Source organism: Streptomyces sp. NPDC045022 (genome assembly GCF_056432605.1).
Genome location: NZ_JBWKIR010000003.1, coordinates 276,531 through 290,607, shown reverse-complemented (window position 1 = coordinate 290,607; position 14,077 = coordinate 276,531). Strand labels below are relative to the sequence as shown.

The following is a 14,077-nucleotide window of genomic DNA, read 5'->3' as shown; positions in this document are numbered from 1 at the left end:
CTGCGCGGGTGGCGACGGAGGAGCACGTGCCGCATACGATGAGCCGCATGGGTGACGTACTGGCGGGTTTTCATGCCGTCTGGGGGTTCGAGTCCGACTCCGTGCTCATCCGTTACGAACGGGGGATTCGAACACCGAAGCTGTTCCAGGCGCTCGGGGAACGGCGGGTCCCGCTGTCCGCGGTCGAGGACGTGACGCTCACGCCGGGCAGGCGCGGCACCGTCGCCCTGCGCCTCGTGCCGCGGGCCGGTGCCGACCCGCTGATGGAGGCGGCGGACGGTCAGCTCAAGGAGGGCTCCGACCCCTACCGGCTGGTCCTGCCCGCCGAGCGCGGGACCCTCGCCGAGTACTACGCCGACGAACTGAGGGGACTGCTGACCGAGTCCGGCCCCTGCGAACGGCATCTGGTCGCGGCGCCCGAGGCACCCCTGCAGTTCAAGGCGTACGACGGGAAGGCGTCCTTCGACGGGACGTCCGTCCAGTTCCGCTGGTCCTGGACCGGGGCGTCCTCCGCGAAGTGGAAGGCCGGCGACCAGAGCTTTCCCGTCACCGGCCTCAGCGGTGTGGAGTGGCGCTCGCCGGAGGTCTTCGAGGGGCACCTGCGGCTGCTCCCGCGGGAGCCCGGCGCCGGCCGGCCGGCGCAGCCCGACCAGGACCCGGCATCGGTGGTCTTCGGGCTGGGCTACGGGCCGGTGCACGAGTCGCTGCCGTTCGCGGCGGCCGTCCTGGCGGCGGTGCGGACGCGGGGACCCGTGGCGGCGGTACCGGCCCCGTCCCGGCGCGACCCCGCCGACATCGCCGAGCGGATCCGGCACCTCGGTGAGCTGCACCAGGCCGGGCTGGTCACCGACGAGGAGTTCTCCTGCAAGAAGGCGGAGCTGCTCGCGCAGCTCTGACGCCTGCCGCCCGGCTACTGGGGCGTCACCGACTCCGCCGCGTAGAAGCTGATCTTCCGGTCGAGGACGGCGAGGGTGTCGTGGAGTTCCGTGATCCTGGCCAGGACATCCCTGCGGGTCGACTCCAGCAGCCCCCGCCGCTGCGCGTATGTGGTCTCGCCCTCGCGCACCAGCTCCGCGTACCGGACCATGTCCGCCACCGGCATGCCGGTCAGCCGCAGCTTGGTCACGAAGTCCAGCCAGTCCAGGTCGCGGTTGCTGTAGCGGCGCTGGCCGGTGTGCGAGCGGTCGACGTGCGGCATCAGGCCGATCCGCTCGTACCAGCGCAGGGTGTGCGCGGTCAGGCCGGTGAACGCGACGACCTCGCTGATCGTGTAGCGGTCCTGGCCGTCGGGTCGTGGGTGGCGCCGGGGCGGGGCGGAGCAGATGTCGGCGGGGGTGGTGGTCTCGGTGTCCGCTGGCGTGGTCTGCATCACCGTCATGCCCCCAACGCTATGGCCTTCGAGTGCACTCCAAGCAAGCGGGTCCGGTCAGGAAATCGGCATGACGCCCTCCAGGGCCGGTGACTAGCGTGCGGCCCATGAGTCTTGTACGCCGGGCCCGGCCCGAGGACGCCCCCGAAGTGCTGCGGCTGCGACAGGTCATGATCGACTCGATGTCCGAGTCGGGGGGCGGCCCGACCGACTGGCACACCGAGTCCCTGCCGACGCTCCGGGACCGGCTCGCCGGGCCGGACGGGGACTTCGTGGCCTTCGTCGTCGACCGTCCGGGCCGGCCGGGGGCACTGGTGGCGCTGGCCGCCGGGACACTCGAGTACCGCATCGGCAGGACCGGCAACCCGCACGGCCGCGTCGGCCACGTCTTCAGTGTCGCGACCGACCCGGACGCCCGGCGGCGCGGCTACGCGCGCGCGTGCATGGAGGAACTGTTGGGGTGGTTCCGCGGGCGCGGGGCCCGGCAGGTCGACCTCAACGCGTCCGCCGCGGCCGAGCCGCTGTACGCCTCGCTGGGATTCGTGCGCAAGCCCGACCCCTCGATGCGGTTGGAGCTGTGAGCCGCATAGGCTCGCTGCCATGTCGTTGCAGAGCCTGGCGCTGATCGGAAACTGGCCCGTCCCCACCGCCGCGGCGGGCGTCGTACGAGCCGACGGGACCGTCCTCGGGACGCACGGCCCCGTCGGGCACCGCTTCCCGCTCGCCTCGGTCACCAAGCCGCTGGCGGCCTACGCGGCGCTCGTCGCGTACGAGGAGGGCGCCGTCGAGCTGGACGAGCCGGCCGGTCCGCCCGGGTCCACGGTGCGCCATCTGCTCGCGCACACCTCCGGGCTGGCCTTCGACGAGCACCGGGTGACGGCCCCGCCCGGGGAGCGGCGGCTGTACTCCAACGCCGGGTTCGAGCAGCTCGGTGACCACATCGCCAAGGCGACGGACATCCCGTTCAACGAGTATCTGCGCCAGGCCGTGCTGGAGCCGCTGGGGATGACCGCGACGTCGCTGGCCGGTTCGCCGGCCAAGGACGGCGTCTCGACGGTGGAGGATCTGCTGCGGTTCGCGGCCGAGGTGCAGGCGCCGCGGCTGCTGGACCCGCGCACGGTCGCGGCGGCGATGACCGTGCAGTACCCGGGCACCAAGGGGGTGCTGCCGGGGTACGGGCACCAGAACCCGAACGACTGGGGACTCGGTTTCGAGATCCGCGACGCCAAGTCGCCGCACTGGACCGGCGGTTCCTCGTCGCCGCGGACCTTCGGCCACTTCGGACAGTCCGGTACGTTCCTGTGGATCGACCCCGACGCCGGGCTGGCCGGGGTCGCGCTGACGGACCGGGCGTTCGGGCCCTGGGCGATCGAGGCGTGGCCGGCCTTCACGGACGCGGTGCTTCGGGAGTCCGGCGGCGCGCACTGAACGTCGTCCGATAACCTCCCCCGTGCACAACGAGATCTCAGGCACAGGCATCGGGGGAAAGTGATGGGCGGGGTTCAAGCAGACGGCCAGTTCCGGCCGTTGGAGAGCGGCGACCCGCAGGCGGTGGCGGGCTACCGGCTCGCGGCGCGCCTCGGTTCGGGCGGCATGGGCACGGTGTACCTGTCGTACACCCCCGGCGGGCATCCGATCGCCCTCAAGACCATCCGGCCGGAACTGGGCGAAGACCCCGAGTTCCGCCGCAGGTTCCGGCAGGAGGTCCAGGCCGCGCAGCGCGTGCAGGGCCTGTACACCGCGCCGGTCATCGACTACGACACCGACGGCGAACGGCCCTGGCTGGCCACCGCGTACGTGCCGGGGCCCTCGCTGGCGGCGGCCGTCGCCGAGCACGGCCGGCTTCCGGTGCCCACCCTCCTGCTGCTGGTCGCGGGTGTGGCGGAGGCGCTGTCGGTCATCCACGGCGCGGGCATCGTGCACCGCGACCTGAAGCCGTCCAACGTGCTGCTGGCCGGCGACGGCCCCCGGGTCATCGACTTCGGCATCGCGCGGGCCACCGACGCCACGGCCCTCACCGGCACCGGCGTCTCCATCGGCACCCCCGCCTTCATGTCACCGGAACAGGCCGCCGGGAAGGAGATCACGCCCGCCTCGGACGTGTTCGCGCTCGGCCAGGTCGCCGCGTTCGCGGCCCGCGGCGCCGGCGCGTACGGCGACGGGCCCTCGCACGCCGTGCTGTACCGGATCGTCCACGAGGAACCCGACCTGACCGGCCTGCCCGACACCCTCGGGTTCGTGGCCCGCTGTCTGGCGAAGAACCCGGCGGACCGTCCGTCCCCGGCGGAGGTCATCGCGCTGTGCCAGGAGGCCTCCCCGGGCGGGCTGCGCCAGTCCGGCGAGTGGCTGCCGGAGGCGATCGGCACCCAGATCACCCGGCGGGTCTCGGCGTCCGCCGCGCTGGCGGCCCAGCCCGCCGCGCCCACCCAGGCGCCGCCGGCCACCGCGCCCGTGACCCACCCCACCGGGGTGGTACCGTCGCCGCCGGCCACCGCACCCGTGACCCGGCCCGCCACCGCCATACCGGCGCCGCCGGCCACCCCTCCCGCGGGCGGGCCCACCGCGGCGGTGCCGGCGCCGCCGCCGACCGCTCCGGTGACCCACGTCGACCGGCCGGCACCGCACGCCGTGCCGACGGTGGCCGCCCCGCACACCGCACCGACGGCGGCCGCCCCGCACACGCCGGCGCCGCCGCAGTCGTACGGCCCGCCGGCCGCCACCGCGCCGGCCGTTCCGTGGCCCGGGACCCAGCCCCAGCCCCAGCCCCAGCCGCGGCCGCGGCCGCGGCGCCGGAACCGGATCGGTGTGATCGCCGCGGTCGTCGTGGCGGCGGTGCTGGTCGGCGGGGGCGGCGCCTTCTACCTGAGCAGGATGGGCGGCGACACGAAGGACAAGGCCACCGGCAACTCCGCGAAGGGTTCCGCCGCGCACTCCGACTCGGGCTCCGGCTCCGGCTCCGGCTCGGGCACCGGCTCCGGCGGCCCGTCGGCCCGGCCCGACCCGAAGCCGATCTCCTTCAAGGGCATCGACATCCCGATGAACTACTACGTGCGGTTCGCGGACTCGCCGCCCAAGCCCCTGTACGACGACACCGGTGCCCGGTACGTCGACGACGCCGACCTCTTCTACGAGACCAACGGCTTCGGCGACGAGAAGGTCCTCGGCAGCAGCGGCCAGAAGATCGTCCTGCTGAACAACGCGCAGCAGGGCTCGCTCGCCACCTGCCGGACCGAGACCCGGTACGCGCAGGAGGCCAAGCTCTCCCAGCTGTCGGCGGGTTCCCAGCTGTGCGTGCACACGACGTCCGGCCACATCGCCCTGGTCACCTTCCAGGGCACCGCCCCCAAGTCCGACCTCGGCGACTACATGACGGTGGACATCACTGTGTGGCGGAACGCCGAGGAGCCCGCCAGGCAGGAGTGAGCGGTTCGGCGCCGCTCACCGGGGCAGCTCCCACAGCAGCAGCTCGGCCGGCGTGACCCCCTCCACCTCCAGGCCCGTCTCCCCGGTGATCCGCGCCGAGTCACCGGGGCGCAGTTCCTCGCCGGCCAGCCGGACGTCACCGCGCACCACGTGTGCGTACACGTACGCGGCGTCCGGTACGGCGGCCCGCTCCCCCGGCGCCAGGCGGCGCACGTGCAGCAGGGCGCCCGCCCCGGGGACGGCGTACGGCGTGGAGTCGGCGATGCCGGGGACCAGCTCGTAGGACGGGGTGCCGCCCGGCACCGGCGGGGCCAGCCAGGTCTGCACGAAGGTCAGCGGGGCGTCGCCGTCGTTGCGTTCCACGTGCCGGACGCCGGCCGCCGCGCTGAGGTGCTGGACGTCTCCGCGGCGGACCGTCGTCTCGTGGCCGGTGGAGTCCCGGTGGGTCAGCTCCCCCTCGACCACCCAGGTCACGATCTCGGTGTGGCTGTGCGCGTGTTCGTCGAAGCCCGCTCCGGGCGCGAGCCGCTCCTCGTTGCAGGCGATCACCGTGCCGAAGCGCAGATTGTCCGGGTCGTAGTGCGGGCCGAAGGAGAAGGCGTGGCGGGAGTCGATGCCGCTCTCCGGGTCCCCTCCGCGGTAGCGCTCGTCGGCGCGCCGTACGTCGATCACGGGCACCACCGTAGACCGCGCCGGGAGACGGTCGCAGGCCGCCCGGGACCCCGGGGCCCGTCACCTGTGACCCCGGCGGCGCATGGTCCCGTCCGGATAAGGCAGTCTTGTCCCCGTGCCCGAACCCGAATCCCACCGCATCGATCCCGCAGCACGCAACGTCCACTCGCACGCCGCGACCCTGAAGCGACTGGAGCAGTCCTCCGGGAGTCTCGCCGCGCAGGCCATCGCGCGCATGGACGAGACCCTGCCGTGGTACCGGGCCATGCCCCCGGAGAACCGTTCCTGGATCGGGCTCGTGGCCCAGGCGGGCATCGCGGCCTTCACCGAGTGGTTCCGGCACCCGGACGCCCCGCAGGCGATCTCCACCGACGTCTTCGGGACCGCGCCGCGCGAGCTGACCCGGGCCATCACGCTGCGGCAGACCGTGGAGATGGTGCGGACCACCATCGAGGTCATGGAGAGCGCCATCGACGAGGTGGCCGCGCCCGGCGACGAGCGCGTGCTGCGCGAGGCGCTGCTCGTGTACGCCCGCGAGATCGCCTTCGCCACCGCCCAGGTGTACGCCCAGGCCGCCGAGGCACGGGGTGCCTGGGACGCGCGGCTGGAGTCGCTGGTGGTGAACGCGGTGCTCAGCGGGGAGGCCGACGAGGGGGCCGTCAGCCGGGCCGCCGCGCTCGGCTGGAACTCGCCGGAGCATGTGTGCGTGGTGCTCGGGACCGCGCCCGACGGGGACAGCGAGCTGACCGTCGAGGCGATCCGGCGGGCCGCCCGGCACGCCAAGCTGCAGGTGCTCACCGGGGTCCTCGGGGCCCGGCTCGTGGTCATCGCCGGGGGCAGCGCCAATCCGCTCGCCGTGGCCAAGTCGCTGATCGGGCCGTTCGCCGCCGGGCCGGTCGTCGCGGGGCCCGTCGTACCCGATCTGCTGGCCGCCACCCGGTCCGCGCAGGCCGCCGCCGCGGGGCTGAAGGCGTGTTCCGCCTGGCAGGACGCGCCGCGGCCGGCGCTGGCGGACGATCTGCTGCCGGAGCGGGCGATCGCGGGCGATCCGGGCGCCCGGGAGCAGTTGGTGGAGGAGATCTACAGACCGCTGGAGGAAGCGGGCTCGGCGCTGCTGGAAACACTGAGTGTCTACCTGGAGCAGGCGAGCAGCCTGGAAGGCGCGGCCCGGATGCTCTTCGTTCACCCGAACACCGTGCGCTACCGGCTCCGACGTGTGACTGATGTCACCGGGTGGTCACCCTCCGATGTACGATCCGCCTTCACACTGCGGATCGCGCTCATCCTGGGGCGTCTGGCCGATGGTGAACCCCAGGCATAAGGTTTTGTGGGGGGTCCACAAAACCCCTTCGTGTTCTTCGTCCCTGTCCTCACGGGCGGCCGTGCCCGTCCCCAAGAGAGAGTGTGAGAGTGCTCGTACTCGTCGCTCCCGGCCAGGGCGCCCAGACGCCCGGCTTTCTGACCCCCTGGCTCGACCTGCCCGGTGCCGCGGACCGCGTCGCCGCGTGGTCGGACGCCATCGGACTGGACCTCGTCCACTACGGCACCCATGCCGACGCCGACGCCATCCGGGACACCGCGGTGGCCCAGCCGCTGCTGGTCGCCGCCGGCCTCCTGTCCGCCGCGGCACTCGGTACGTACGCGTTCGCCGCTGACGCGGCGGGCGCCGTGACCGTGCCGGGCGCGGTCGCCGGCCACAGCGTCGGTGAGATCACCGCCGCCGCCTTCGCCGGGGTCCTGGAGGACACCGCCGCGCTGAGCCTGGTCCGCAAGCGGGGTCTGGCCATGGCCGACGCCGCCGCGATCACCGAGACCGGCATGTCGGCGCTGCTCGGCGGTGACCCCGAGACGTCGGTCGCGCACCTGGAGAAGCTGGGCCTGACCCCGGCGAACATCAACGGCGCGGGCCAGATCGTCGCCGCCGGCACGCTGGAGCAGCTGGCCGCGCTGAACGAGGACAAGCCCGAGGGCGTCCGCAAGGTCGTCCCGCTGAAGGTGGCCGGCGCCTTCCACACCCGCCACATGGCCCCCGCCGTCGAGACGCTGGCCAAGGCCGCCGTGGAACTGGCGCCCGCCGACCCGAAGGTGCCCTACGTCTCCAACCGGGACGGCCGGACCGTGGCCACCGGGGCCGAGGTGCTGGAGCGGCTGGTCGGTCAGGTCGCCAACCCCGTGCGCTGGGACCTGTGCATGGAGACCTTCAAGGAGCTGGGGATCACCACGCTCGTCGAGGTGTGCCCGGGCGGCACCCTGACGGGCCTGGCCAAGCGGGCGCTGCCCGGCGTGCGGACGCTGGCCCTCAAGACCCCCGACGATCTCGACGCGGCCCGCGCGCTCATCTCCGAGCACGCAGGTGCCTAAGGAGCCGTACATGGCGAAGATCAAGCCCAGCAAGGGCGCCCCGTACGCGCGCATCCTCGGTGTCGGTGGCTACCGGCCGACCCGGGTGGTGCCCAACGCGGTGATCCTCGAGAAGATCGACTCGTCCGACGAGTGGATCCGCTCGCGCTCCGGCATCGAGACCCGGCACTGGGCGGGCCCCGAGGAGACCGTCGCCGCGATGGCCGTCGAGGCCTCCGGCAAGGCGGTCGCGGACGCCGGCATCGACGCCGAGCAGATCGGCGCGGTGGTCGTCTCGACCGTCTCGCACTTCAGCCAGACCCCGGCCGTCGCCACCGAGATCGCGGACAAGCTGGGCACGAACAAGGCCGCCGCGTTCGACATCTCGGCCGGCTGCGCGGGCTTCGGTTACGGCCTGACGCTCGCCAAGGGCATGGTGGTGGAAGGTTCCGCCGAGTACGTGCTCGTGATCGGCGTGGAGCGGCTCAGCGACCTGACCGACCTGGAGGACCGGGCCACGGCCTTCCTGTTCGGCGACGGCGCCGGCGCGGTCGTGGTCGGCCCCGCCCAGGAGCCGGGCATCGGCCCGACCGTGTGGGGCTCCGAGGGCGACAAGTCCGAGACGATCAAGCAGACCGTTCCCTGGGACCGCTTCCACATCGGCGACGTCACCGAACTGCCCCTCGACAGCGAGGGCAACGTCAAGTTCCCTGCGATCACGCAGGAGGGCCAGGCGGTGTTCCGCTGGGCCGTGTTCGAGATGGCGAAGGTCGCCCAGCAGGCGCTGGACGCGGCCGGGATCACCGCGGACGACCTGGACGTCTTCATCCCGCACCAGGCCAACGTGCGGATCATCGACTCGATGGTGAAGACGCTGAAACTGCCGGAGCATGTCACGGTCGCCCGTGACATCCGCACCACCGGCAACACCTCGGCCGCCTCGATTCCGCTCGCGATGGAGCGGCTTCTGGCGACCGGGGAGGCGAAGAGTGGCGACACCGCGCTCGTCATCGGGTTCGGGGCGGGTCTCGTCTTCGCCGCCACGGTCGTTACCCTCCCCTAGGCACTCCGTGTCGGATCACGCGATCCGGTGCGGGAGCAGCACCGTCTGCCGCTAGCGCGGCGGGCGCCGTTAAACCGTCTGGAATATCGAAGAAGGAGCGCCTGACATGGCCGCCACTCAGGAAGAGATCGTCGCCGGTCTCGCCGAGATCGTGAACGAGATCGCCGGGATCCCCACCGAGGACGTCCAGCTGGACAAGTCCTTCACCGACGACCTGGACGTCGACTCGCTGTCCATGGTCGAGGTAGTCGTCGCCGCCGAGGAGCGCTTCGACGTGAAGATCCCGGACGAGGACGTCAAGAACCTGAAGACCGTCGGCGACGCGACCGACTACATCCTCAAGCACCAGGCCTGAGCCACCCCTTAGGCCGCAGGCTGCAAGGCCCCGCCACCCGGCGGTGGCGCCGTATGAATCCCGCATCCGTTGGAGAAAGAATTCCCGTGAGCCCGACCAATCGCACCGTGGTCGTCACCGGTATCGGCGCAACCACACCGCTGGGTGGCGACGCAGTTTCTACCTGGGAGGGCCTGGTCGCCGGCAAGTCCGGCGTCAGCCTCCTCCAGCAGGAGTGGGCGGCCGAGCTGCCCGTCCGCATCGCCGCGCAGATCGCCGTCGAGCCGGGCGAGGTCATCCCCCGGCCGCAGGCCCGCAAGCTGGACCGGTCCGCGCAGTTCGCGCTGATCGCCGCTCAGGAGGCCTGGAAGGACGCCGGTTTCACCGTCAGGGCCGGTGAGGACGCGTCCGTGAACCCCGACCGTCTCGGTGCTGTCATCGCCTCCGGCATCGGCGGTGTGACGACGCTCCTGGACCAGTACGACGTGCTCAAGGAGAAGGGCGTACGCCGCGTCTCCCCGCACACGGTGCCGATGCTGATGCCCAACTCCCCGGCGGCCAACGTCGGGATCGAGCTGGGTGCCCGCGCCGGTGTGCACACCCCCGTCTCGGCCTGCGCCTCGGGCGCGGAGGCCATCGGGTACGCGATCGAGATGATCCGCACCGGGCGTGCGGACATCGTCGTGGCCGGTGGTACCGAGGCCGCCATCCACCCGCTGCCCATCGCAGCGTTCGGCAACATGATGGCGATGTCCAAGAACAACGACGACCCCGAGGGCGCCTCGCGTCCCTACGACGCCGGCCGCGACGGCTTCGTGCTCGGTGAGGGCGCCGGTGTGATCGTGCTGGAGTCCGAGGAGCACGCGAAGGCCCGCGGCGCGCGGATCTACGTCGAGGCGGTCGGCCAGGGCATCTCCGCGGACAGCCACCACATCACGCAGCCGGAGCCGTCCGGCAACGGCATCGCGCACGCGCTGCAGAACCTGCTGGACAACACGGATCTGAAGCCGGCCGAGATCGTGCACGTGAACGCGCACGCCACGTCGACGCCGCAGGGCGACGTCGCCGAGATCAAGGCGCTGCGGAAGGTGTTCGGCGACGACGTCGACCACATGGCCATCTCCGCGACGAAGTCGATGACCGGTCACCTGCTGGGCGGCGCCGGTGGCATCGAGACCGTCGCGTCGATCCTGGCGCTGGTGAACCGTACGGCTCCGCCGACCATCAACGTGGAGAACCTCGACCCGGAGGTCAACGCGGATGTGGTGACCGGTGAGGCGCGGGCTCTGCCCGAGGGCCGCATCGCCGCGCTGAACGACTCGTTCGGCTTCGGCGGGCACAACGTGGTCCTGGCGTTCCGGACGATCTGAGAACGTGAGTGAAGGGCCTCCACCGGCAGGTGGGGGCCCTTCCTCGTGTCCGGATACTCAGACCACCTGGTGCAGCCAGCGCACCGGTGCGCCCTCTCCCGCATATCTGAACGGCTCGAGTTCGTCGTCCCAGGGCTTGCCGAGGAGCTTGGAGAGTTCGGCCTCCAGGTCGGTCTCCCCCCGCTGGCTGCGCTGCAGGGCCGCACGGAGGCGGTCCTCGGGGATGAGGATGTCGCCGTGGATGCCGGTGACGGCGTGGAAGATGCCGAGGTCGGGGGTGCAGCTGTAGCGCTCGCCCTCGGCGGTCGGGCAGGGCTCGGCGGTGACCTCGAAGCGCAGCAGGTGCCAGCCGCGCAGCGCCGAGGCGAGTTTGGAGGCCGTGCCGGCCTCGGCCTGCCAGGAGCACTCCGAGCGCCAGGTACCGGGGGCCGCGGGCTGCCGGATCCAGTCGAGGCTGACGCGCGTGCCGAGCACCCCGGCGACGGCCCACTCGACGTGCGGGCACAGCGCGCGCGGCGCGGAGTGCACGTACAGAACTCCACGTGTCGTCACCGGAACCTCCGGGCAGAGCGGGACATCTTGCGGACTGGCTGGGCGGCAGTGGCACGACGGCCGCGTTGATGGCGAGGCTACCCTGCGGCGGCGCAAGGAGTGTGACGTACCGTCGGTCCCGGTGCCAGGAAACCGCCGCCATTCACCCAGGGGGACGCTTGTACGGGGGTGCGCCGTTCCGGCGGGCCCGGCCGGGAACCCTCGCACGTTGTTATGGAGGAAGCCCGGAGCGACGACGAGGGGATCACCAGGGGATGCGGAAGCGAAGCAGCCGTACACGGGCGGCTCTTGCCGTCGTGGCGGCCGCCGTGCTGGGGCTCGCCGGATGCGACGCCGGTGGCGGGGGTTCGCCGGCGCCGGAGGCCACCAAGGCGCGGGCCGCGCGGCCGGCCCCGGTGTGGAACCGCAGCCCGGACTCGATCGCGGCGGTCGGCGACTCGATCACGCGCGGTTTCGACGCGTGCACGGTGCTGGCGGACTGCCCCGAGGTGTCGTGGGCGACGGGCAGCGACGCCGAGGTGGACAGCTTGGCGGTGCGGCTGCTCGGGGTGACCGGGGCGGCGGAGCACAGCTGGAACTACGCGGTGACCGGCGCCCGGATGGCCGACCTGCCGGAGCAGATGGCGCAGGCGGCCGCCCGTGAACCGGAGTTGGTGACGGTGATGGCCGGGGCGAACGACGCCTGCCGTGCGTCGGCGTCGGCGATGACCTCGGTCGCCGACTTCCGCGCGGACTTCGAGGAGGCGCTGAGCACGCTGCGTTCGACGCTGCCCAGGACCCAGGTGTACGTGGCGAGCGTGCCGAACCTCAAGCGGCTGTGGTCCGAGGGCCGGACCAACGCGCTGGGCAAGCAGGTGTGGAAGCTGGGCATCTGCCCGTCCATGCTGGCCGGCGCGGACGACCTGACCAGCGCGGCCACCCTGCGCCGGGACCAGGTGCAGCAGCGGGTGGTGGAGTACAACACGGTGCTGCGGGAGGTGTGCGCCAAGGACCGCCGCTGCCGCTTCGACGGCAACGCGGTCTACGACTACGACTTCGGCACCGACCAGCTCAGCCACTGGGACTGGTTCCACCCGAGCCGGGACGGCCAGGCACGGCTCGCGTCGATCGCCTACCGGACGATCACCGCGCCGAATCCGGTCCCCTAGGGCGCCGGCCGCCTAGTGTTTTCCACATGAGCGAACTTTTCGGCACACTTTCCGACGGCACCGAGGTTCATCGCTGGACGCTGGAGCGTGCCGGGACACGGGTGGAGGTCCTGACGTACGGCGGGATCGTGCGGTCGGTGGAGGTCCCGGACCGGGAGGGGGACAGGGCCCCCGTGGTGCTGGGATTCGCCGGGCTGGACGGCTATCTCGCGCACCCGGAGCCGTACTTCGGCGCCCTGGTCGGCCGGTACGCCAACCGGATCGCGGGCGCCCGCTTCCCCCTGGACGACCGGGTGTACGCGCTGGAGCCGAACAACGGGCCCCACTCGCTGCACGGCGGCCACCGCGGCTTCGACAAGCGGGTGTGGGACGCGGAACCGGTCGAGCACGGGGTGCGGCTGAGCCGGGTGAGCGCGCACGGCGAGGAGGGCTTCCCGGGCCGGCTGGAGGTGTCGGCGACGTACACGCTGGACGCTTCCGGCGCGCTGCGGGTCGCGTACGAGGCGGTGACGGACGCGCCGACGGTGATCAACCTCACCAACCACAGCTACTTCAACCTGGCCGGCCCCGACACGGGCACCGCCGGCGGGCACGAACTGCGGCTCGCCGCGTCCCGGTACACCCCGGTCGACGCGGACCTGATCCCGACCGGAGGGCTGCGGGACGTGTCCGGCTCCCGCTTCGACTTCCGGGAGGCCCGCAAGGTCGGCTCGGGCTACGACCACAACTTCGTCCTGGACAAGGGGGTGACCGAGACCCCCGAGGAGGTGGCCGAGCTGCACGAGCCGGCGTCCGGGCGGACCCTGACCGTGGCGACGACCGAGCCGGGCCTCCAGCTCTACACGGCCGACCACCTCTCGGACCCGTTCGCTCCCGGCGACGGCATCGCCCTGGAGACCCAGCACTTCCCGGACTCCCCCAACCGGCCGCAGTTCCCCGGTACGGAACTGCGGCCGGGCGAGGTGTACCGCTCGGAGACGGTGTACGGCTTCGGCGTCCGGGGCTGCTGACGGCGCCGTCCCGCCTCCCTACAGGTCGTCGGAGAGCACGGGGTCCAGGATCTTACGGCGGCGTCCCCAGCGCTTGTTCTCCATCTGGAGGTCGGCCTGCGCCGGCGACGACTCGTCCGCCGGCGTGAGCGCCAGGACCTCCGTCCGCGCGGCCAGCTCCGGGGACGAGGAGGCAGCGGTGGCCCAGGAGGCCGATACGGCCGGGGACGCCGCGGAGGCCGAGGACGCCGAGGGCGCATCCACGGCGAGCGGCACCAGCCGCTCGCCGCGCACCTTGGCGTCGCTCCTGGCATCGCTCTGGCCCTTGGCCTCGCTCTGGCTCTTGCCCTTGCGCACCCGCCACAGCCCCCGGGACTGCAGGGCGGTGCCGAGGTTGTTCAGGACCCGGCCCTCGTTGTCGCCCAGCTCGGTGAACCGGGCGGCGGCCTGCTGGTGAGCGTCGATGGCCTCGTCGAACCGCCGCACCTGCTGCAAAGCCATGCCCAGATTGTTCAGGGCCCGGCCCTCACCCTCGCTGTCGCCGAGTTCCGTGAACCGGGCGGCGGCCTTCTGATGCGCGTCGATCGCCTCGTCGAACCGCCGCACCTGCTGCAAAGCCGTACCCAGATTGTTCAGCGCCCGGCCCTCACCGTCATGGTCACCCAGCTCGGCGAACCGAGCGGCGCCCTTCTGATGCGCGTCGATCGCCTCATCGAACCGCCGCACCTGCTGCAAAGCCGTACCCAGATTGTTCAGCGCCCGGCCCTCACCGTCATGGTCACCCAGCTCGGCGAACCGAGCGGCGGCCTGCTGGTGG

15 protein-coding genes are annotated in these 14,077 nt (G+C 72.4%); 11 read left to right on the top strand and 4 right to left on the bottom strand.

The features are described 5' to 3' along the window. Nucleotides 1-47: 47 nt before the first annotated feature. Nucleotides 48-896 carry a DUF4429 domain-containing protein gene (locus AC07C1_RS07455; RefSeq protein ID WP_478937542.1) on the top strand — a complete coding sequence of 283 codons (849 nt, stop codon included), beginning with the start codon at nt 48-50 and terminating at the stop codon, nt 894-896. Between the two features lie 14 nt (nt 897-910). Here the strand turns inward: AC07C1_RS07455 and AC07C1_RS07450 are convergent, their stop codons facing one another. Next, the gene (locus AC07C1_RS07450) at nt 911-1,378 is read right to left on the bottom strand and encodes a MerR family transcriptional regulator (protein WP_478937540.1); all 468 of its coding nucleotides are present in this window, start codon (nt 1,376-1,378) and stop codon (nt 911-913) included. Between the two features lie 98 nt (nt 1,379-1,476). On the opposite strand from AC07C1_RS07450, the gene AC07C1_RS07445 reads away from it, so the two are divergent. The 3 genes from AC07C1_RS07445 to AC07C1_RS07435 all read left to right on the top strand — a co-directional run bounded on the left by AC07C1_RS07445 (nt 1,477) and on the right by AC07C1_RS07435 (nt 4,792). Beyond that, nucleotides 1,477-1,950 (top strand): N-acetyltransferase family protein, encoded by a 474-nt coding sequence (locus tag AC07C1_RS07445; RefSeq protein WP_478937539.1) that lies wholly within the window; start codon nt 1,477-1,479, stop codon nt 1,948-1,950. 19 nt (nt 1,951-1,969) lie between these two features. Continuing rightward, entirely contained in the window at nt 1,970-2,797 is an 828-nt protein-coding gene (locus AC07C1_RS07440) for a serine hydrolase domain-containing protein (protein WP_478937538.1), read from the top strand. Nucleotides 2,798-2,860: 63 nt separating this feature from the next. Next, nucleotides 2,861-4,792: a serine/threonine-protein kinase gene (locus AC07C1_RS07435; protein WP_478937537.1), complete on the top strand. Its 1,932-nt coding sequence runs from the start codon at nt 2,861-2,863 to the stop codon at nt 4,790-4,792. A 15-nt stretch (nt 4,793-4,807) separates the two neighbouring features. On the opposite strand, the gene AC07C1_RS07430 is transcribed toward AC07C1_RS07435, so the two are convergent. Then, the gene (locus tag AC07C1_RS07430) at nt 4,808-5,464 is read right to left on the bottom strand and encodes a pirin family protein (protein WP_478937536.1); all 657 of its coding nucleotides are present in this window, start codon (nt 5,462-5,464) and stop codon (nt 4,808-4,810) included. A gap of 115 nt (nt 5,465-5,579) precedes the next feature. Between AC07C1_RS07430 and fasR the strand changes: the two genes are divergently transcribed. From fasR to fabF, 5 genes are all read left to right on the top strand, one after another. Beyond that, nucleotides 5,580-6,785: a fatty acid biosynthesis transcriptional regulator FasR gene (fasR, locus tag AC07C1_RS07425; protein WP_478937535.1), complete on the top strand. Its 1,206-nt coding sequence runs from the start codon at nt 5,580-5,582 to the stop codon at nt 6,783-6,785. An 89-nt stretch (nt 6,786-6,874) separates the two neighbouring features. Then, nucleotides 6,875-7,825, top strand: a complete 951-nt coding sequence (locus AC07C1_RS07420) for an ACP S-malonyltransferase (protein ID WP_478937534.1) — start codon at nt 6,875-6,877, stop codon at nt 7,823-7,825. Nucleotides 7,826-7,835: 10 nt separating this feature from the next. Beyond that, complete coding sequence (locus AC07C1_RS07415; RefSeq protein ID WP_478937532.1) at nt 7,836-8,867, top strand: beta-ketoacyl-ACP synthase 3; 1,032 nt, start codon at nt 7,836-7,838, stop codon at nt 8,865-8,867. A gap of 106 nt (nt 8,868-8,973) precedes the next feature. Then, complete coding sequence (locus AC07C1_RS07410) at nt 8,974-9,222, top strand: acyl carrier protein (RefSeq protein ID WP_018545314.1); 249 nt, start codon at nt 8,974-8,976, stop codon at nt 9,220-9,222. An 86-nt stretch (nt 9,223-9,308) separates the two neighbouring features. Beyond that, nucleotides 9,309-10,571, top strand: coding sequence for a beta-ketoacyl-ACP synthase II (gene fabF, locus AC07C1_RS07405; RefSeq protein ID WP_478937531.1), 1,263 nt, complete (start codon nt 9,309-9,311; stop codon nt 10,569-10,571). A 57-nt stretch (nt 10,572-10,628) separates the two neighbouring features. Here fabF and AC07C1_RS07400 read toward each other — a convergent pair whose 3' ends face one another. Beyond that, nucleotides 10,629-11,123, bottom strand: a complete 495-nt coding sequence (locus AC07C1_RS07400; protein ID WP_478937529.1) for a DUF3145 domain-containing protein — start codon at nt 11,121-11,123, stop codon at nt 10,629-10,631. Between the two features lie 254 nt (nt 11,124-11,377). On the opposite strand from AC07C1_RS07400, the gene AC07C1_RS07395 reads away from it, so the two are divergent. Together AC07C1_RS07395 and AC07C1_RS07390 are read left to right on the top strand one after the other, a co-directional pair. Next, nucleotides 11,378-12,271, top strand: a complete 894-nt coding sequence (locus AC07C1_RS07395) for an SGNH/GDSL hydrolase family protein (protein ID WP_478937527.1) — start codon at nt 11,378-11,380, stop codon at nt 12,269-12,271. A gap of 26 nt (nt 12,272-12,297) precedes the next feature. Continuing rightward, nucleotides 12,298-13,281 carry an aldose epimerase family protein gene (locus tag AC07C1_RS07390; RefSeq protein ID WP_478937526.1) on the top strand — a complete coding sequence of 328 codons (984 nt, stop codon included), beginning with the start codon at nt 12,298-12,300 and terminating at the stop codon, nt 13,279-13,281. A gap of 18 nt (nt 13,282-13,299) precedes the next feature. On the opposite strand, the gene AC07C1_RS07385 is transcribed toward AC07C1_RS07390, so the two are convergent. After that, nucleotides 13,300-14,077, bottom strand: a 778-nt coding sequence (locus AC07C1_RS07385; RefSeq protein ID WP_478937525.1) for a tetratricopeptide repeat protein, incomplete at its 5' end; no start/stop codon positions are given.